Origin of the sequence: Branchiibius hedensis (assembly GCF_900108585.1) — a bacterium.
GTDB lineage: Bacteria > Actinomycetota > Actinomycetes > Actinomycetales > Dermatophilaceae > Branchiibius > Branchiibius hedensis.
Window position 1 is genome coordinate 2016478 of the sequence record NZ_UESZ01000001.1, and the last position, 20001, is coordinate 2036478.

Sequence of the window (20001 nt, forward strand, 5' to 3'; positions counted from 1 at the left end):
CTCAGGCCAGGAAACGTTCCCGGAACCGCTGCTGCCGTTCTGCAGTCATGCCCAGGCCCTCATGGAGGTAGCGGTCCATCGAGCCGAACTCCTTGTCGACGGTGTCGAACGAGTTCTGCAGGTACGCCCGATCCACGCCGAGCACCGGCCTGAGGACCGCCGGGTCACCGCCGGCGAGTTCGAAGGCCTCGAACGACTTCTTGAACCGCGGCAGCAACTGGTCATTGGTCAACAGGTACTCGTGCACGATCTGATCGCGTGACACACCGAGCACCGTGAAGATGAGCGCTGCACCCCAGCCGGTGCGGTCCTTGCCTGTCGTGCAGTGGAACAGCACCGGCTCCGAGGCTTGGTCGATGACGTCGAAGAAGCCGCGGTAGGCCTTCAGCGCGCTGGGCAGCACGACGATCTCGCGATAGGCGACCGACATGAACTCGACCGCCTTGCCGTCGCCCAAGGCACTGGTGACCTCGCGCGGGTGCTTGAGCAGGTCGCGCAGGTCAGCGGAGGCCGCCATCGCGCTGCCTTGCAGCACGTCGAGGAACACGTTGGCCGCCCCGGGAACCTCTGGGTCCGGCTCGGCATCTCGCTCCACCTTGGTCCGCAGGTCGATGACCGTCTGGACCTTGCGATCGACGAGTTGGTCGGTGTCGGCTTCGTCGATCCCGGCAAGTTTGGTCGATCGGTACAACGCGCCCGAGATGACCGGGGCACCGTCTGCTCCGGTCCAACCGCCGAGGTCACGCAGGTTGGCAAGGGTCGGGAGGTCGATCGGGGCTCCGGGTGCGGGCTGTTCCATGACGAAATTGTCGCCGCCCCAGATGTGGATACTGATCGCAGGCCCGTTGGTTGTCCACACTCCGCTGGTTCGCCGTGGCGCCGAGTTCGGGGACATCACAGGCTGACATCATGCCCATCCTGCTCACGATCGTGGTCGCCATCGCCAACGCTGTGATCGCCAGTTCCGTGAGCACTCCCCTGTCCCCCTACGATTGGCCGATACTGCTGCCGCACAGCGTGGTTCGTCCGTTCGAGGCCCCGCCACACCCCTGGTCGGCGGGTCATCGCGGGGTGGACCTGGCGGCCACCCCGGGCACCGTCGTCACGGCGGCCGGCCCAGGCATCGTCGTCTTCAGCGGCGTCGTCGCCGGGCGCGGCGTGATCACGGTGCGGCATCCGGATGGTCGGCGCACGACGTACGAGCCGTTGGACGCACGTCTCCCGCGAAGCAGCCCGGTGGCGGCCGGTACGCCGATCGGCCGGCTATCGGAGACGGGCAGCCATTGCGCCCCGCGGTCTTGTCTGCACTGGGGCTACTCGTCGGAGAGGACGAGTATCGAGATCCGCTCACGTTGCTGGCCCGTCCCGAGATCGTCCTGCTGCCGCTGACGTGAGGCTGGCCGTCGTCGGAAACACCGGGAAACACACAGCCGGAGTGCTGATAACGATTTCCCTAGAATGTCGATAGGGTCATCGCAGCCAGCTCCTTCCATCCCCTGGAGGCCGATCATGCCGACCACTATCAAAGACGTCGCCGCCCGAGCGGATGTGTCGGTTGCCACCGTCTCCCGGGTACTCAACGGGGTCGCCTCAGTCGACCCGGCGATGGCACGGCGGGTCCGCGCGGCCGCCAAAGCGTTGGGTTACGAGGGGAATCCAGTCGCGCGCAGTCTGCGCACGCAGAAGTCAGATCTGCTGGCGTTGATCATTTCGGACATCGGCAACCCGTTCTTCACCGCTGTCGCCCGCGGAGTCGAGGACGTCGCCCAGACGGCCGGCTACTCGGTGCTCTTGTGTAATTCGGATGAAGACTCACAGAAGGAGTCGCGCTACCTCGACATCGCGCGACGAAGCATGGTGGCCGGAGTTCTGTTGTCGCCCAACGCTGGTGGCTCTGATGTGACCGCGCTACAACGGGCCAATATTCCGGTTGTCGCGATCGACCGCGCGCTCGACGAATCGATCGACAGCGTGTTCGTCGACTCGTCGGAGGGGGCCCGCAGCGCGACCGAGCACCTGCTCGAACAGGGCTGGCGACGCCCTGGCTGCATCACGGGACCACGCGAAGCCGACACGGCTGAGCGGCGAGCCCGTGGCTTCCGCGAGGCCCTGACACAGTCAGGCACTCACCCGTCAGACAGCCTGATCCGCTACGCCGACTACCGCGTGGCTGGCGGACGGGCTGCGACCGCCGAATTGCTTGACAGCCCAACACCGCCAGATGCGTTCTTCGTCGCCAACTCCGAGATGGTGATCGGAGCAATCGAGGAAATCCGTTCTCGCGGAATGAGAATCGGCCATGACATCGGACTGGTCGGTTTCGATGACACGCCCTGGGCCCCCTTCGTAGATCCACCGCTCACCGTAATCGACCAGCCCGCCTACGACATCGGGGCGGAGGCGACCCGGATGCTTCTCCAACGCGTCAACCGGGCATCCACCGACTCATCGAACCAAACCTCCGACCTCGCGCGGACGGTGCTTCTGCGCACCTCCTTGATCGTGCGAGGTAGTTCCCTGCGCCGGCTCTGACCGCATATCCGCAGACCTTGACGACAGTGACCCAGGGCACATAGTGTCGGCCGCGGGGATGAGTAATCGATTCCTCGCAGGGCTCAGGACTTCACAAAGAGGTGTATCGCATGTCCGCAACCGGTCGGCCCCGCATTGAGCGGCGGACCATCCTCAAAGCCGGCGCTGCCGCGCTGGCACTTCCCGCACTCGGTTCTCTCGCCGCCTGTGGCGGATCGTCCGGTGGCAGCAGCGGTGGTGGCGGGGCAAGCGGTCCCCTCACGCTGCTGTACATGGGCGATGCGACCCAGCAGAAGGCTTTCCAGCAGTTGTTCGACGCCTTCCACAAGAAGCACCCCGATATCGAGATCAAGGCAACCGGCATCGCCGCTGGGGACTGGGCCACCTTCGTGAACACCGTCTCCACCCAGATCGCCGGTGGCAAGGTGCCCGACATCGTCGATGTCGCTACCGAGGGTCAGCAGCTGATGGCATCCAAAGGGCTCCTTGAACCCCTCGATGACCTGATCGCCAAGGACAAGGCCGAAACCGACGCCTTCTTCAACGGGATTGCCCCGAACCTCAAGGCATGGAGTGCGAAGTACGGCTCGCCGGATGGCAAGACGTATTACATCCCGGGTGGGTACAACACCACCGTGCAGTACTGCAACACCGAGGTGTTCGAGAAGGCCGGTGTCGACCTGCCGAGCGGCGACTGGACGTGGGATGACTACAAGAACGCCGGTGAGCAGATCAAGTCCAAGACGGGTGCCTACCTATTGGGCGTGGGTTACGGCTTCCCGTTCGTGGACATCATGCCGTGGCTCCTGACCAACGGGGCGAGCACGACTGACGCGGACTGGAAGAAGGCGACCTTCAACTCGCCGGAGGCCGTCGAAGCGGTCACGTACGTCAAGAGCCTGCTCGACGCCGGCTACTCCCCCAAGCCAGGTGGAACCTTCGATGCTGCCGCGCAGTTCCAGAAGGGCAAGCTCGCCACGTTGGGTGGCGGACGATGGCCGACCCTGGACATCCGCCGACTCAACATGGTCGACAAGACCCAGATCGTGAAGTGGCCGATCAAGAAGAGCAACGGTTCGGCAGCCGGCTGGGACGCCTGGCCGATCTTCAAGGCCTCCCAACGGAAGGACAAGGCCTGGACCTTCTTGAAGTGGATGATGTCCAAGGAGGCCTCGGAGTTCTACGCCAGCGTCGGCGGCACGAACGTGCCCGCCTTGACCTCCGTCGCCCAGAGCGAGGTATTCCTCAAAGACGCGCCCAAGGGGACCGAACTCATCGCCAGTGCCATCGACTACGCGACGCCGATCCCCAGCCCAGCCAAGGGAGCCCAGATCCAGACCGAGGTCACGAAGGGTTGGCAGGCCGCCATTCTTGGCCAGAAGTCGCCGCAGGACGCTCTCGACCAGGCGAACACAGCGATCCAAGCCCTGCTGTGACGACCGCTCTTGTCGAGACGGCCGCCCGGACCCCGTCCAAAGACAGGGGCACCGGGCGGTCTGCCGGCCTGGCAGGGTGGTTCTTCGTCAGTCCTGCGGTGCTGCTGTTCCTGATCTTTGTGCTCGGGCCGTTCATCGCGGCCATCATCCTGAGCTTCTTCAGCTGGGACATGCTGACGCCGGCCACCTTCAACGGGTTCGGCAACTTCACCCAGATGTTCCAGGATCCGTTGCTGTACAAGGCTTTGGGTAACACCTTCATCTTCGCGATTGCCTCGGTCGTCACGCACCTGATCGGCGGACTGCTACTGGCCCTCGGGGTCAACGCCATCACCAGCCGCGTCGCGTCCTACTTCGTGCGCACGTCCTTGTTCTTCCCGTTCGTCATCTCCTGGGCTGCGGTGGCTCTGCTGTGGAAGTACGTGCTGGATCCCACCTTCGGGATGGGGACCTACTACCTGAAGAAGATCGGCATCAACCCGCCGGACTGGTTCACCGATCCGCACTGGGCGTTGCCCGCGATCATCGGCATCGACTGGTGGCACACCATCGGCTACACGTTCGTCATCCTGCTGGCCGGACTGCAAACCGTCCCCGCCCAGCTGATCGAGGCAGCCAAGATCGACGGTTGCAACGCCTGGCAACGGCTGTGGCACGTGATCATCCCGATGATGTCGCCGACGATCTTCTTCGCGACGATCATCACCTTCATCGGCGCCTTCCAGATCTTCGACCCCGTCCAGATCATCACCCCTGACGGCGGACCGGAGAACTCAACGACGACGATCGTGATGTACCTGTACCAGAAGGGGTTCCAGGCTTTCGAGGTCGGCTACGCCTCTGCTGTGTCCATCCTGGTGTTCGCGGTGATGGCGGTGGTGACGGCCTTCCAGTTCTGGGCGAGCCGACGGTGGGTGGTGCAGTCGTGAATCGTTTCCATCCCGGACGGACCGTACTCACCGTGGTCCTCGTGCTCCTCGGCGTGCTGATGCTGGCACCGCTGGTCTGGTTGATCAGTGAGAGTTTCACTCAGGAGTCCGCGGCCTTCGAACTGCCGCCCAACTGGATCCCGCACCCGCTCACGACGGAGAACTTCAGCGCTATCGGTGATCTGATCCCGTTCTGGCGAATGGCGCTGAACAGCGTGATCGTGGCGGTCATCACCACGGTCGGATCGATTGTCGTGAGCCTGCTCGCGGCGTATGCGTTCTCCCGCTGCAGTTTCCGCGGCAAGGACAAGGTCTTCGGCCTGATGCTCGCAGCGCTCATGGTGCCGGCGCAGATGACGATCATCCCGGTGTTCATCCTCATGCGGAACCTGGGTCTGATCGATCACCTCGCCGCGTTGTGGCTGCCGGCGCTGATCAACGTCTTCTCGATCTTCTTCTTCCGGCAGTACTTCAACTCCATCCCCCGCGAACTCGACGAGGCCGCGATGATGGACGGGGCGGGCCACTTCTGGATTCTCTTCCGGATGCTGGTGCCGCTGTCGGGGCCAGCGATCGCCGCGATGGGCATCCTGACCTTCGAAGCATCGTGGAACAACTACTTCGGTCCGTTGATCTTCCTCAGCTCCCCGGAGAATATGACCTTGCCCATCGGTTTGGTGACTTTGCAAGCCGGACAAGGTGGTTCAAGCGTGGTGGTGTTCGCCGCGATCACCGCGGTCGTCGTACCTGTCCTGGTCGTGTTCCTGTTCGCCCAGCGAGCATTCATCGCCAGCGTCGCTGCCGCCGGGATCCGCGGATGAGCGCGCACGTCGTCGACTCGACCCAGCGCGACGCCACCCAACGCGTTGTGCTGCAGCGGACCGTCCGCGGCGTGTGGGCGGGCCTGCCCGCACTGCTCACCGGCAGCGTCGTGCTCACCCTGGCGATCGCCCTGACCGCGATCCTTGGCGGTGGACTGACTCCGTGGTCCCTGCTGCTGAGTCCGCTGGTGGTCGGGCCACCGCTCACCGGCCTCGCGGGCGTCTGTCACGACATCGTGGTCGAGGACGACGCGACGATCCGCAACTGGGCTCGCGCTACCCGCCGTACCGCGCGGCTCGGGATCGGCCTGCTCGTCATACCCGCCACACCTGCGGTCCTGCTGATGGTCGCCGTCGTCGTGCACGAACGCACCGCCTCACCGGTCTGGCTGGCCCCGATGGCGATCAGTTCCAGCGCGACACTCTTGGCTGTATTCACCCTGCTGGCCGCCGTACCCGCCGCCATCGCACGGCCAGACCTGCGCGGTGTCGCCCTCTGGGCCACCGCATTGCACCTGGTGGGTCGGTGGCCGGTGCGCTTCGCCGCACCGCTCACGGTGCTCGGCCTCGGCCTGTGGGCTGGACTGGCGATCACCGGCACGTTGCTGCCGCTCGTGCCCGGTCCGGTCCTCCTGCTCGCCGCAGCTGCGTTCTGGTCCAGTGCTATCGAGCTCGGCGCCACCGATCTCAGTTCCCCCCACGATCTCACTCCCGCCGAAAGGATCACGACATCGTGACCGACAGCGCCATCATCAATCTCGCAGCACTGCGTGCCGTGCAAACCCGGTCGATCTCCCCGGAGAACTTCTCCGGCCGCAAGGGGCAGGGCGGACGGGCCACCGAGGGCACCGGCGCGGACTGTGCGCGCGACCTCGGCGTCGGCTGGAAGATCTCGCCCAGCGTCGACGTCGCCGCCAACGACACCTTCGAGCTGGCCAACATCGAGGGACCAGCCAAGATCACGCACATCTGGTTGACCACCCATCGCTCCAACTGGCGCTCCCTGGTGATGCGCGCCTACTGGGACGACAGCGACGCGCCCGCGATCGAGGTCCCCCTGGGCGACTTCTTCGCCAACGGCTGGGGACGGTTCGCCCAGGTCTCGTCCAGCATGGTTGCCGCGAACCCCAACGGCGGCTTCAACTGCTACTGGCCCATGCCGTTCCGCACCGGGGCGCGGCTGACGATCGAAAACCTCGCACCCCACACCGCCACGGTCTACTACCAGATCACCTATGAGATCGGCAGCGACCACCAAGCCGACGGCTACCTGCACGCCCAGTTCCGCCGTTCAAATCCCTTGCCGCACCTGGAAACTCACCCGATCCTCGACAACATCGAGGGACAAGGTCAGTACGTCGGGACCTACCTCGCGTGGGGTGTGAACTCCCCTGGGTGGTGGGGTGAAGGTGAGATCAAGTTCTATCTCGATGGGGACCGGGTCCAGCCCGATGGTGCATTCCCCACGATCTGTGGCACCGGCACCGAAGACTACTTCGGCGGCGCCTGGAACTTCGATGTGCCCGGCCAGGGGTACACCTCGTTCTCGACGCCCTACCTCGGCATGCCCCAAGTGCTGCGACCAGACGGGCTGTACTACTCCCAACAGCGGTTCGGCATGTACCGCTGGCACATCCTTGACCCGATCCACTTCGCCGAGGATCTGACCGTCGACATCCAGGCGCTGGGCTGGCGCAGCGGGCACCGATACAACCCGCTGCACGACGACATCGCATCGACGGCCTTCTTCTACCTCGATCGTCCGACCGCGCACCGGCCGACGTTCCCGAGCGCCGACGACCTGGAGATCCTGGGCGAGCCGATGGACCCGTTGACGTGACCTACCCCGAGGCCGGACCGGCAGATTGGCCGGTGGTCAGCAACTACTCCGGGCGACGTCTGGAGCAGATCGCGATGCCAGTCGGCGGGATCGGGACCGGTTGTATCAGCCTGGGCGGTCGTGGCCAACTGATCGACTGGGAACTGTTCAACCGGCCGGCCAAAGGCTTCAATCCGTTGTCGTTCTTCGTCGTTCGTACGCAGGATGCCGACGGCGCGATCGCCACCCGGGTCCTCGAAGGCGCGCTCTCTGCACGCGACCGTGACGGCCACCTCGGCAGCGCCGTACCGGGTGCCGGTCTGCCCCGCTTCACCGACGCTGTGTTCGAGGCCGCCTACCCGTTCGGCAGGGTACGACTGACCGACCCGGCACTGCCTGTCGCTGCGATGGTGTCGGCGTTCAATCCGGTGGTGCCCGGCGACGCGGACGCGAGCGGACTGCCGCTGCTTGTCTACCGGGTGCGGCTGACCAACCTCACCCAGCAGCCGGTGCGCGCCGACGTGTGCGGCAATGTCCAGCACATCGTCGGGTGGCGCAAGACCCCTTATGGAGAAGACCGCATTCCCGAGGGCAATGTCTTCGAAGCATTCTCCGGTAACGGTTTCGACGGAGTGCGCGGCTACAGCACGACCCTTGACGACAAGGACGAGACATGGGGCACGCTGGCCTTCGCCGTCCTCGGCCGTCAGGTCACCAGTCGACGTACGACGTGGGCACGCCGGTCCTGGGGCGACTCCCTCCTGGACTTCTGGGACGACTTCGCAGCCGACGGCCAGGTCAATGAGCCGGAGAAGCCGGGGGCCGCCGTACCCACGGCGTCGCTGGCAACTTCCGTCGATCTCGCACCCGGCCAGGAAGCGGAGGTCACCTTCCTGATCGCCTGGCACGCGCCGAATCGGTTTGGTTGGCAACATGATTGGGCAGGGTTACCGCAGGGCAGTCACTCCTGCGATTGGGTAGGAAACCACTACACCCAGCGATTCACCGATGCAGCGGACGTCGTAGATCAGGTAGCACCCCAGCTGGCTGACTTAGAGGCGGCCACCCTGCGTTATGTACGCAGCATCGCCGGTAGCGACCTTCCCGTGAGCGTGCAGGACGCGATCCTGTCCAACGTCGCGGTCCTGAAGTCGCCGACCTGTTTCCGGATCGCCGACGGGACCTTCCTGGCGTGGGAGGGTTGCAATCCGACGACGGGAAGCTGTCACGGCAGCTGCACCCATGTGTGGAACTACCAGTACGCCCTTGAGCAGCTGTTCCCCGAGCTTGCCTGGTCCATGCGCGAGGTCGAATTCCGTTGGAGTTTGGACGATCGCGGGATGATGAGCTTCCGAGCTGGTCTCCCCCTGGCAACGAACGGGAACCGTTGGCGGGTTGGCGCAGCGGACGGGCAGATGGGTGCGCTGGTGCGGCTGCACCGCACCTGGCTGCTCTCCGGCGACGACGAGAGGCTCCGCGACCTGTGGCCGCAGGCGCGCAAGGCCCTGGAGTTCGCCTGGATCGAGCACGGTTGGGATGCCGACCAGGACGGCCTGATGGAAGGCTGCCAGCACAACACGATGGACGTGGAGTATTACGGCCCCAACGGAGTTGACCAGTCCTGGTACCTCGCGGCCCTGGTTGCCTGCGCCGACATGGCCATCGTCTGCGCAGACGCCGACTTCGCAGCCCGCTGTGCACAACTCGCGTCGACCGGAGCCAAGAACACCGACGAACTGCTGTACGTCGCCGGCTACTACGAACAGGATGTTCGCCCGGCGATGAGTGTTGACAACATCGCTGACGGGTTACGGATCCGCTACGCCGGTGAGAATCCCGCAGTCGGCTCCGACGATCTCGTGCACCCTGACCTGCAAATCGGATCCGGCTGCACAACAGACCAAGTGGTCGGCCACAGCATGGTCGCCCTGAGCGGACTGGACACGGGGTTAGATCCCCAGAACGTCACGCACGCGCTCCAGATGGTCGTGCAGCACAATCATCGCAACGGGTTCACCGACCAGCTGAATCATCTGCGGACGTTCGCTACCGCGGAGGAACGCGGCCTGATCAACTGCTCATTTCCGCGCGGTGACCGCCCCGAACGTCCGTTCCCGTACTGCTACGAGGTGTGGACTGGTCTGGAGTACTCCGCGGCGGTCGGCTTGGCGATCGACGGATCCCTCACTGCGGCAGAGGAAGTCACCGCGGACGTGCGTGATCGGTACGACGGCGAGCGTCGCAATCCCTTCAACGAAATCGAGTGCGGTAACCACTACGTGCGATCCATGGCCTCCTTCGGACTGACTCATGCCTGGTCGGGAGCAGCAGTCCGAGGGGATGAGCTGAGCGTCGCACCGCGCACCGGTCGGTGGCCGGTGATCGCCGGTGACCGTGTCGGGGTCGTCGAGGTCAGACCCGACGGCGCTGCCTGGCACGCGACGTACTCCCCCGTTCTCGGACCTGAATTCCCCACTGTGGAGGTGCGTTCATGACAACCACGACGGTCACTCTCGGTGTCGACATCGGCACCTCGAGCACCAAAGGTGTCCTGGTCGACCCGACGGGCACTCTGGTCGCTGCCACCACCCGGTCGCACCGTCCGCAGCGCCCCAGACCCGGTCATGTCGAGATGGACGCTGAACTCTGGTGGGGCGAATTCGTCGATATCGCGAAGGAACTGGTATCGACGAACCCGGACTGTGCCATCGCTGCCGTCGGGGTCAGCGGCATGGGGCCGTGCGTTCTGCTGACCGATGAGCACGATCGACCGTTGCGCCCGGCCATCCTCTATGGTGTCGACACCCGCGCGACCGACCAGATCGCCCAATTGACGAAGCGATACGGCCAGGACGTCATTCTGCAACGGTGCGGATCCGCGCTGACCAGCCAGGCGGTGGGACCCAAACTGGCCTGGGTGGCCCAGGAAGAACCGGAGGTGTTCACGCGAGCCCGGCGTCTCTACATGCCGAGTTCGTGGTTGGTGCGTCACCTCACCGGCGAGTACGTCCTGGACCAGCACTCAGCCAGCCAATGCACTCCGATGTACGACGCCGCGGCCGGCACGTGGTTGCAGCCGTGGGCGGACGAGCTGGCCGGCGGTATCGAACTGCCGGCGCTGAAGTGGTCCGATGCCGTCGCGGGGACGATTACGGCCAACGCAGCAGCGCAAACCGGTCTCCCTGAGGGAGTTCCGGTTCTCACCGGCACCATCGATGCCTGGGCCGAGCAAGTCAGTGTCGGTGCCGTACGGCCCGGTGATCTGATGCTGATGTACGGAACGACGATGTTCCTGGTCCTCACCGTCGACCAGCCGTTGCACGACGTCTCGCTGTGGGGCACTGCTGGAGTATTCGCCGGCACGCATTGCCTCGCCGGCGGAATGGCCACCAGCGGAGCCATCACCGGGTGGCTTGCCGATCTGACGGGTGCCGATCACGCCACCCTCATGGCCGAGGCCAGCCAATCCGCCCCCGGCTCAACAGGTTTGCTGACCTTGCCGTACTTCGCCGGCGAGCGCACGCCGATCATGGATCCGGACGCCCGTGGGGTCGTCGCCGGACTCACACTGGGCCATACCCGTGGCGACTTGTACCGATCCGCCTTGGAGGCAACGGCGTTCGGGGTGCGGCACAACCTCGAGGCCTTCGAGGCTGCCGGTGGCCGGATCGACCGGATCGTCGCCGTCGGCGGTGGCGCCCAGCAGGACGTGTGGCCGCAGATCGTCACCGACGTAACCGGCCGCGAACAGGTCATTCCGTCGGTCACCATCGGCGCGGCGTACGGCGATGCCTACCTGGCCGCGCGAGCGCTGGGCTCCGCGGACATCGACCAGTGGAACCCGCCAGCCGGGACATGTCGTCCTCAGTCCGCCCCGCAGACGACGTATGACCGTCTCTACCCGCTCTACCGGGATCTCTATCTCGCGTCACGGGACGTAGTCCACGCCCTGACCCGGTTCCAACACGACGCATCCGATGCATCACACCAGGAGGATTGATGACTGCGTACGCAGTTCCGACGATCGAACAAGCACCCACCGCACAGGAGGGCGCGGTCTACACCGTCGCCAGCGGAGACCTGCGACCGGCCGCGAACGAGACCTGCTGGCCGGTCCAGCAGAAGCTCGAAGCGGATTTCACCGCAGCTGTGCAATCCCTGGGGTACCAGGTGATTCGGGGCCACGAACCCGACCCGGTGAAGGGTCACGGCTTCCTGGACAGTCAGCGCGCTGGCATCGAAGCCTTCCGTAGCATTCCGCGCGACGCACCGCTGGTGGTCGTCGAAGCCGTCTGGGAGTACAGCCACCATGTGCTGGCCGGGTTGCGCAGCCACCGCGGGCCAATCCTGGTCGTCGCGAACTGGGCCGGTGAGTTCCCAGGGCTGGTGGGACTGCTCAACCTCGCCGGCAGTATGACCAAAGCGGGCATCGACTACTCCGTGCTGTGGAGCCCGGACTTCGCCGACCAGTGGAGCCGCGACCGCCTCAAGGAATGGCTGGACACCGGCCGCATCGACCACGACGTCACCCACGTCCATGACCTCGGCCCGTTGCCCGCCAGCGACGAAACCAAGTTGGGGCAGGCCCTGGCCACCCAGTTGAAGGAGCAGAAGGCGATCGCCGGTGTCTTCGACGAGGGCTGCATGGGGATGTACAACGCCATCTTCGACGACGAACTCATCAACGCCTTCGGGCTCTACAAGGAGCGCCTGTCACAGAGCGCGCTGGTCTACGAAATGAGTCGGGTGACCGACGAGGAAGCCGAGGGGATCTACACCTGGCTCAAAGACCGCGGAATGACCTTCCACCTCGGATCCGATGAGAAGACGGAATTGACCGAGGCCCAATTGCTCAGCCAGTTCCGGATGTACATCGCCGCCCTGCGGATCGCCGACGACTTCGGCCTGGACGCGGTCGGTATTCAGTACCAGCAGGGGTTGAAGGACACCGTCCCAGCCAGCGACCTGGCCGAAGGTCTGCTCAACAACGTGGAACGACCCCCCGTCTTCAGCCGGGACGGATCCCGCGAGTTGTACGCCGGTAAAGCTTTGCCGCACTTCAACGAGGTCGACTGGGGCGTCGCGGTCGACTCCCTCGCCACCAACCGCATCTGGTCGGCGATGGGTCTGGACCCCGCCACCACGCTGCACGACATCCGCTGGGGCGAGGACTACGACGGCGAATTCGTGTGGGTGTGGGAGATCTCCGGGTCGGTGCCTGCATCGCACAACGGCGGCTACGACAAGTCGTGGAGTATGCGTCAACCGCCCATGTTCTTTCCCCTTGGCGGGGGCACCCTCAGTGGCGTGTCCAAGCCCGGATCCGTCGTGTGGTCACGGGTTTTCATCATGGACGGCGTACTGCACGCCGACCTCGGACGCGCGACGTCCGTGACCTTGCCGAAGGAGGAGACTGATCGTCGGCTGTCGGAGACGAACCCGCAGTGGCCGATCATGCACGCGGTCTTGCACGGGGTGAACCGCGATCAGTTCATGGCGCGGCACCGCGCCAACCATCTCAACGTCGCCTACGCACCCGATGAAGAGACGGCGGACAAGGCGCTGGCGGCCAAGGCAGCGATGTTCGATGCCCTCGGTATCCAGGTACACCTGTGTGGAGTGCAGTTGCCGTAAGCCCGGTGGCCGCCCGTCGCTGGCTCAGCCGGCGGCGGGTCGCTGCGGCCACGGCCACGCCTTGCAACCCTGCAGCCCCATAGACTGCTGCTGCATGACCGGCGCGTAGTCCCCCGCCTTGGCGCAGTGCTGGTGCGGGTGACCCAGGATGTGGCCGACCTCGTGGTTGACCATGTACGCGTGGTAGGCCGCGAGGTCCTTGCCGAAGTACGGGACGCCGAGCATCCATCGCTCGTAGTTCAAAGTCGCCCGCCCGTTGTTGCCGCACGACCACTCGCCGTGGGTATCCAAGGGCGCACAGAGTTTGTTGACCGTGTCCGGGCTGGCCAGCGTGATCGCCAGTATCGGCTTCCGGCCCTTGGCGAGTTCGGCGGCGGTCAACTGCACGAAGCGCACGTGGTCCACGCCCTGCCAGCCGCGGGCGTTCAGCAGGTCGGCGCCCACGGTCTTCGCGATGGTGGCGTTGTCGGCGCCCAACCCGTTCTCGATCTGCAGGATGTAGGTGATCTCGCGACCGCTGGTCGCTGTGGTGGTCTGCGGCACCGTCACCGTGGTGAACGTGCCCGTGCCCCGGGTGGGCACCACCACCGGGGTGCTGCTGGGGCTGGCGACCGGCGTTGTCGTTGTCGTTGCTGCGACGGTCGAGGACGAGGCGGACGCAGTCGGACGCGCACTCGGCACGTCCCCACCCGACTCATGCAGGAATCCCGCGAGTGCGCTGACACCGACCACTCCGACCACCGCCGCCGCGATAGTCCGTCGGCGGCGCATCACGTCAGGGTGGCCAGGTTCTGGCGAATCCCGCGGCGGCACAGGATCACTCATGCGCGAGGATGCGCCTTCGCAAACGACGACCGCAAACGTTCCACAGACACGTGAGTGTAGATCTGGGTCGTCGACAAGCTCGCATGCCCCAGCAACTCCTGCACCGTGCGCAGGTCGGCGCCGCCTTCCAGCAGGTGCGTTGCCGCCGAGTGACGCAACCCGTGCGGTCCCAGGTGCGGCGCATCGGGCACGTGCTCCAGCAGAGCCGTGAGCACCCGACGGACCGTGCGTGGATCGATCCGGCCACCCCGAGCGCCGAGAAAAAGCGCTGGCGGGCTCTGCGCTGTCACGACGCTGGGCCGCCCACGGGTCAACCAATGATCGATCGCCTCGGCGGCGGGCACACCGTAAGGCACGACGCGTTGTTTGTCGCCCTTGCCGGTCACCCGTACCACGCGAGCACCGCGATCCAGGTCGTCGATGTCCAGGCCGCACAACTCGCCCACCCGGATTCCGCTGGCGTAGAGCAACTCGAGCATGGCCCGATCCCGCAAGTGGGTGGGCGCGGCGTCATCGGCGGCGACAGCGGCGACGTCCAAGAGGTGACCGGCCTCGGACTGCCGCAGCACCCCGGGCAGTGTGTGGTGACGTTTGGGTGAGACCAACCGAACAGCAGGGTCCATTGCCAGTCGCTGCGTGCGCGCCGCCCACCCGAAGAACGCCCGTGCGGACGCGGCGCGGCGACTCACCGTGGACCGCGCGCCGCCGCCTGCGTCGATACCGGCCAGCCAGGTGCGCAGGTCCGCCAGCCCGACGTCGGACCACCGTTCCAGCGCACCGGCCAGCAGATGCGATTCGAGGTGCCGCAGATCGGTGAGGTAGGCGCGAATGGTGTGCTCAGACCGTCCGCGCTCAAGGCGCAGATACCGCTCGAACTCCCCCAGCAGTTCTGCAGGCAGCAAACGGGTCGGTGAGGTCACCCCTGCAGGCTACAAACCGTGCGGATGCGGGTCACTCGGGACGCGCCGCGGGGCTCATCCGACCAGCGATCCGACCGCCGCCTCAAACACCTCTCGGTGCCGCGCGACATCCTGCTCGCTGGTGACGGGGCACATCAGCGCCATGTTGTGGAACGGCGTCAGCAGGATGCCACGATTAGCCAGATAAACGTGCAGGTAGTCCTCGAGCAACGGGTCCGCGCAGGCGGCGGACTCGGTGCCGTTGCGCGGCGCGGGATCCGCGAACCGGTACTCGGTGCGGGCTCCCAACTGGCTCACCGACCACGGCAGCCGGTACCGGTCGATGACCTGCTGGACGTCCTCGGTGAACCGGCTCGCCAGAGCGATCATGTGCTCGAAGGCAGAGGCGGTCAGAACCTGCTCGAGCGTGGCTCGCATCGCGGCCACCGACAACGGGTTGCCGGCCAGGGTGCCACCGACGCCGCCCATGTCGACCAGATCCAGGTCGGTACGCCGCAGCGCCAGGTCCGCGAGCTCCTCGCTCAATCCGTAGGCACCACAGGGTATTCCGCCGCCGATGGACTTGCCGATGATCACGATGTCCGGCTCCAGCCCCCACGCTGCGGTCGCACCTCCCGGACCGGCCGAGAAGGTGTGGGTTTCATCGTTGATCAGCAACGCGCCGTACCGCCGGGTCAGGTCGCGCACGCCCTGGAGGTACCCCGGCTCGGGCAACACGATCCCGATGTTGGTCAGCGCGGGCTCCATCAGCACGGCGGCCACGTCACCGTGCGCGAGTTGCTGTTCCAGTCCGGCCAGGTCATTGAACTCGGCCACCCGACTGGTCTGGGTCACAGCCACCGGCGCACCCACGTTGCCCGGGCGGTCGATTCCGTCTCCGTCCGGGCCGACGACGATCAGCGATTCGTCGACCGAGCCGTGATAGCAGTACGCGTTGAACAAGATCTTCGGTCGACCGGTCAGCGCCCGGACCAGCCGGATCGCCCAGCGGTTCGCATCGGTCGCGGTCAGCGAGAAACTCCACTTGGCCGCGCCGAACCGCCGGGTCAGCTCGGCACCCACCCACTCCGCGTCCGGCGTCGGCAGCATCGTGGTCAGACCCCCCTGGGTGACGATCCGTTGCTGGATCGCCGCGACGGTGGGCGCCGGAGAATGCCCCGCCATAGCGCCCGTGTCGCCGAGTGCGAAGTCGATGTACTCATGGCCGTCGATGTCGAAAACCCGGTTCCCGACGGCCCGATCCACATAGATCGGAAACCCACTGGCCAGCTTGTTCATCCACGTCATCGGCACTCGGCCGAACAGGTGGTCGGCGGACGAGTAGGCGGCCTGGGAACGTGGATGAGCTGCGGCGAACTGATCGACCTCGCGCTGGTAGAGCATCGCCAGACGCTCCCGGTCGATCACGGTCTGTGGCACGGACGGCTCTGTCATGGCCGCGACTCTAGTGCGGCTCGGATCTGCTGGAACCGGCATTGGCGGTCTCCGTCCCGGGTTAGTTTTCTGCGGTGACCCGCCGACCGATGACGTTCGCCGCGGCCGCCCTTACCGGTGTGGCCCTCGTCCTCCCCGTTGACCTGCCCGCCCAAGCCGCCACCCCAACCGCGCTCAGCGTGGCGCAACGCCTGACGGTGAAGGGCCGGGCCCCCAAGACGGGGTACGACCGGGCGAAGTTCGGCACCGCATGGACCGACAACAACCCCGCGCCGTGGGGACACAACGGGTGTTCGACGCGCGAAGACATCTTGCGACGGGATCTGTCCCAGCTCCGTTTCAAGAAATCGGGCCGATGCACCCGCGTCGTCACCACGGGGCGCCTCACCGACCCGTACACCGGCAAGGTCATCAACTTCGTCCGTGGCCGGGGAACCTCAAGCAAGGTGCAGATCGATCACGTGGTCCCGCTGGCCGACGCCTGGCAGAAGGGTGCGCAGCAGTGGAGCACCGCCACCCGGGTTGCCTTCGCCAACGACCCGTTGAATCTGCTCGCCGTCGACGGCCCGACCAACCAGAAGAAGGGTGCCGGAGACGCCGCCACCTGGCTGCCGCCGAACAAGGGTTTCCGATGCCGGTACGTCGCCCTGCAGGTTGCGGTCAAAGCAAAGTACCGTGCGTGGGTGACCGCCGCGGAGAAGTCGGCAATGATCCGAATCCTCCAGGGCTGCAAGGGAATGAAACTGCCAACCGAGCCCGGTGGTCGTTAACCGGGTGCATCCTGCGGACGGCGGCGCCACCCACCGGCGCTGCGCTCCACGCGTCCGGTCAGTTCCAACGACCCCAGCGCCGCCATGACCTCCTGACCGCTGACGCCGGCGATCACCGCCAGTCGGTCCACCGTGGTCGCACGTAACTTGGGCAACGACTCGAACACCCGTCGCGGCACCTCGGCGAGGTCGTCGTACACCAACGTCAACTCATCCCGCTCCGGAGCCAGGAGCCCCTCCCCGATGGGGGCGACCAACTCCACACACTGCGCCGCACTGCTGACCAGGACCGCACGGCCGTCGCGGATCCAGGCGTTCGTCCCGGCGGACGCCGCGCTGGTCACCGGTCCGGGGACTGCCGCCAGCACCCGACCCAACCGCTCGGCGTGCCCCGCCGAACTCAGAGCACCGGAGCGTAGCCCGGCCTCCACCACGACCGTCCCGGCGGTCACCGCGGCGATCAAGCGGTTGCGGGCCAAAAACCGCTCACGCCGTGGCGATGCGCCCGGTGGTGCTTCGGACAGGACCAGGCCCGTGGCCCGGATCTGATCCAGCAACTGACTGTGAGCCAGCGGGTAGGGCCGATCGACCCCGCCGGCCAGGATCGCGATGGTCGGGACTTCGGCGGCCAGGGCACCGCGATGGGCGGCCGCGTCGATCCCGAACGCGGCACCGGACACCACCAGGTAGCCGGAACTGGCCAGGTCGTAACCGAACTCGCCCGCGACGTGCAGGCCGTAAGAGGTTGCAGCACGAGACCCCACCACCGCCACACTGCGCATCCAGTCGACATCCGCCATGGCGCCACGGGCCCACAGAGTGAACGGGGCAAACTCCAGATCGTCCAGCCCGGGCGGCCACCCAGGCAGCCCCGCAAACAGCAGCCGGGCGCCGGCTTGGTGGGTGTTCCACAACACCTGCTCCAGATCGAGTGCTTGCACCCGCGGCTGGCACCGATCGAAGTGGCCACCTGCATTGCTGCTGATCGCTGCCCACGCCCGTGCCGCACCCAATTCACGGATCACCGGGGCGAGCTTCGTGTCCATCGGCTCGACCACCACGGACAACGCGACCCGCGCCGACAACTCCGCATCCGTCCTGACCTGGTCGGCTTCAACACCGAGTTTGGCGTTGCTCATGCCGCCCGCAGCTCGGTCCGCAGCGTCGAGGCGCCGCCCACCTGCGCCGGTCCCGGCGCCTTCTCACCGGCGAGATCCGCCAGCGTCCATGCCACCCGCAAGCAGCGGTCGTAACCACGCAACGTCAGGGTTCCTTTCTCCAGTTGTTCGTCCAACGGCCGGGAGACTTCCTTGGGCAAGCGCCACGGAACCGACCGCAGGACTGTGCCGGGCACATCCGCGTTGAGCCGCCACCCGAACTGCGACCACCGGGCCGACTGTCGAGACCGAGCGGCCCGAACGCGCTGCGCCACGGCGGCTGTCGACTCCCCTCGGCCCTGCGCCAAGGACGCCCGCGATACCGGTAGCAGCTTCAGTCGCACATCGACCCGGTCCAGCAACGGCCCCGAGAGCCGATTCAGATAGGTCCTGCGCAAGAGTGCCGAGCAGGTGCACGCACCGTCCTTGGCTGCACCGCACGGACACAGGTTCGCCGCCAGCACCAGCTGGAACCGTGCAGGGAACCGCACCAACCGATCAGCGCGAGCAATCGTCACCGCACCTGACTCCAGCGGTTGCCGCAACGCATCCAGAACGTCGCGCCGAAACTCCGGAGCCTCATCCATGAACAGCACTCCGCGATGCGCTCGCGAGATGGCGCCCGGCCGCACTCGACCACTCCCGCCACCGACCACGCTGGCCATCGACGCCCCGTGATGAGGTGCCACGAACGGCGGATGGGTCAGCAGCGGTGACCGGCCGTCCTCCCCTGAGCCCAACGCCCCGAGGACCGAGTGCACCGCGGTGACCTGAAGCGCATCGTCGATGCTCAACGGCGGCAGTAGCCCCGGCAGCCGCTCGGCCAGCATCGTCTTGCCCGCGCCGGGCGGACCCACCATCGCCATGTGGTGCCCACCCGCAGCGGCCGTCTCCAACGCGAACCGGGCTTCGAACTGGCCCACGACATCCGCCAGGTCAGGCACCGTCGCGGCGGCCATCTCGCGCACCTTCGGCAGCACTACCTCCGGCACCGGTCTTCCTTTGTGCTGCATCCGATACCTGCTCACCAAGGACCTCAGATCGGTGGCCGGCAGCACCTCCACACCGGGCACTAGTGCCGCTTCCGCGGCGTTGGCTGCGGGCACGACGACCTTGCTGAATCCCGCTGCGGCAGCAGCAAGTACCGCTGGCAACACACCCGGGACTGCCCGCACCGACCCGTCCAGACCCAACTCGCCGATGTGGACGACCTCGGCGACCTCGGCATTGTCCACGACGCCGGCGGCCGCCAACGCAGCGATCGCGATCGCCACGTCGAAACCGGAGCCCTGCTTCGGCAGCGACGCCGGGGACAGGTTGACCGTCAGCCGTTGCCGAGGAAGTTGCAACTCACTGTTCGCCGCAGCAGATCGGACTCGATCCGGCGCCTGCCGACAGGCCGTGTCTGGCATCCCCACGATGGAGAACGCCGGAAGCCCGGGCGCCGAGTCCGCCTCCACCGCTATCGGTATGCCCTCGATCCCCGCCACCGCCACCGCGCGGGTTCTTCCCAAAGTCATTGCGCGTGAATCGAATCCCTCATCACGTCCTCACCCCCTCCAGGACAGCCTGGGCGGTGACAAAGGCCGACGGAAGCAAGGCACGTCGCGGTGTGGAAAACCCGGCTGCCTGGGGACGCTGTCCACAGGCAGCCCAGCTTGTTGCGTGGCTGAACTGAGCATGCAACACCACGCACAGCAGCGGACTTCAGGTCCAGGATGGCG

General features: G+C 66.1%; 17 protein-coding genes. 11 read left to right on the forward strand and 6 right to left on the reverse strand.

Going from position 1 to position 20001, the window contains the following annotated elements:
* Nucleotide 1: 1 nt before the first annotated feature.
* Nucleotides 2–799, reverse strand: a complete 798-nt coding sequence (locus tag DR843_RS09835; protein ID WP_109688798.1) for a tyrosine-protein phosphatase — start codon at nt 797–799, stop codon at nt 2–4.
* Nucleotides 800–909: 110 nt separating this feature from the next.
* On the opposite strand from DR843_RS09835, the gene DR843_RS09840 reads away from it, so the two are divergent.
* The 10 genes from DR843_RS09840 (at nt 910) to DR843_RS09885 (ending at nt 13171) form a co-directional block, all read left to right on the forward strand.
* Nucleotides 910–1389: a M23 family metallopeptidase gene (locus DR843_RS09840; RefSeq protein ID WP_109685423.1), complete on the forward strand. Its 480-nt coding sequence runs from the start codon at nt 910–912 to the stop codon at nt 1387–1389.
* 120 nt (nt 1390–1509) lie between these two features.
* A complete protein-coding gene (locus tag DR843_RS09845) occupies nt 1510–2532 on the forward strand; it encodes a LacI family DNA-binding transcriptional regulator (RefSeq protein WP_170119822.1) in 1023 nt (340 codons plus the stop codon).
* 110 nt (nt 2533–2642) lie between these two features.
* The gene (locus tag DR843_RS09850) at nt 2643–3968 is read left to right on the forward strand and encodes an ABC transporter substrate-binding protein (protein ID WP_109685427.1); all 1326 of its coding nucleotides are present in this window, start codon (nt 2643–2645) and stop codon (nt 3966–3968) included.
* Entirely contained in the window at nt 3965–4897 is a 933-nt protein-coding gene (locus DR843_RS09855) for a carbohydrate ABC transporter permease (RefSeq protein WP_109685428.1), read from the forward strand. Before DR843_RS09850 ends, DR843_RS09855 begins: the two co-directional genes overlap by 4 nt.
* Nucleotides 4894–5718, forward strand: a complete 825-nt coding sequence (locus tag DR843_RS09860; RefSeq protein ID WP_211310213.1) for a carbohydrate ABC transporter permease — start codon at nt 4894–4896, stop codon at nt 5716–5718. The genes DR843_RS09855 and DR843_RS09860 overlap by 4 nt, the downstream gene beginning before the upstream one ends.
* The gene (locus DR843_RS09865; protein ID WP_109685430.1) at nt 5715–6455 is read left to right on the forward strand and encodes a hypothetical protein; all 741 of its coding nucleotides are present in this window, start codon (nt 5715–5717) and stop codon (nt 6453–6455) included. The genes DR843_RS09860 and DR843_RS09865 overlap by 4 nt, the downstream gene beginning before the upstream one ends.
* Nucleotides 6452–7558: a glycoside hydrolase family 172 protein gene (locus tag DR843_RS09870; RefSeq protein ID WP_245934071.1), complete on the forward strand. Its 1107-nt coding sequence runs from the start codon at nt 6452–6454 to the stop codon at nt 7556–7558. The genes DR843_RS09865 and DR843_RS09870 overlap by 4 nt, the downstream gene beginning before the upstream one ends.
* Nucleotides 7555–10032, forward strand: a complete 2478-nt coding sequence (locus DR843_RS09875) for a GH116 family glycosyl-hydrolase (RefSeq protein WP_211310214.1) — start codon at nt 7555–7557, stop codon at nt 10030–10032. The genes DR843_RS09870 and DR843_RS09875 overlap by 4 nt, the downstream gene beginning before the upstream one ends.
* Nucleotides 10029–11537, forward strand: a complete 1509-nt coding sequence (locus DR843_RS09880; protein WP_109685432.1) for an FGGY-family carbohydrate kinase — start codon at nt 10029–10031, stop codon at nt 11535–11537. The genes DR843_RS09875 and DR843_RS09880 overlap by 4 nt, the downstream gene beginning before the upstream one ends.
* Nucleotides 11537–13171 (forward strand): fucose isomerase, encoded by a 1635-nt coding sequence (locus DR843_RS09885; RefSeq protein WP_109685435.1) that lies wholly within the window; start codon nt 11537–11539, stop codon nt 13169–13171. Before DR843_RS09880 ends, DR843_RS09885 begins: the two co-directional genes overlap by 1 nt.
* A 24-nt stretch (nt 13172–13195) precedes the next feature.
* Here the strand turns inward: DR843_RS09885 and DR843_RS09890 are convergent, their stop codons facing one another.
* From DR843_RS09890 to DR843_RS09900, 3 genes are read right to left on the reverse strand one after another with little or no spacing between them, the layout of a single operon-like run.
* A complete protein-coding gene (locus DR843_RS09890; protein ID WP_170119823.1) occupies nt 13196–13942 on the reverse strand; it encodes a DUF3152 domain-containing protein in 747 nt (248 codons plus the stop codon).
* 50 nt (nt 13943–13992) lie between these two features.
* Nucleotides 13993–14916 carry a tyrosine recombinase XerC gene (locus tag DR843_RS09895; RefSeq protein ID WP_109685438.1) on the reverse strand — a complete coding sequence of 308 codons (924 nt, stop codon included), beginning with the start codon at nt 14914–14916 and terminating at the stop codon, nt 13993–13995.
* A gap of 54 nt (nt 14917–14970) precedes the next feature.
* Complete coding sequence (locus tag DR843_RS09900) at nt 14971–16350, reverse strand: transaminase (protein WP_109685440.1); 1380 nt, start codon at nt 16348–16350, stop codon at nt 14971–14973.
* A gap of 74 nt (nt 16351–16424) precedes the next feature.
* Here DR843_RS09900 and DR843_RS09905 point away from each other — a divergent pair, with 74 nt between their 5' ends.
* A complete protein-coding gene (locus tag DR843_RS09905) occupies nt 16425–17120 on the forward strand; it encodes an HNH endonuclease family protein (RefSeq protein ID WP_342767176.1) in 696 nt (231 codons plus the stop codon).
* Here DR843_RS09905 and dprA read toward each other — a convergent pair.
* Entirely contained in the window at nt 17117–18259 is a 1143-nt protein-coding gene (gene dprA, locus DR843_RS09910; protein ID WP_109685444.1) for a DNA-processing protein DprA, read from the reverse strand. The two genes, DR843_RS09905 and dprA, sit on opposite strands and share 4 nt — an antisense overlap.
* On the reverse strand, nt 18256–19797 hold the full coding sequence (locus DR843_RS09915; protein WP_109685446.1) for a YifB family Mg chelatase-like AAA ATPase: 1542 nt from the start codon (nt 19795–19797) through the stop codon (nt 18256–18258). The genes dprA and DR843_RS09915 overlap by 4 nt, the downstream gene beginning before the upstream one ends.
* Between the last annotated feature and the right edge of the window lie 204 nt (nt 19798–20001).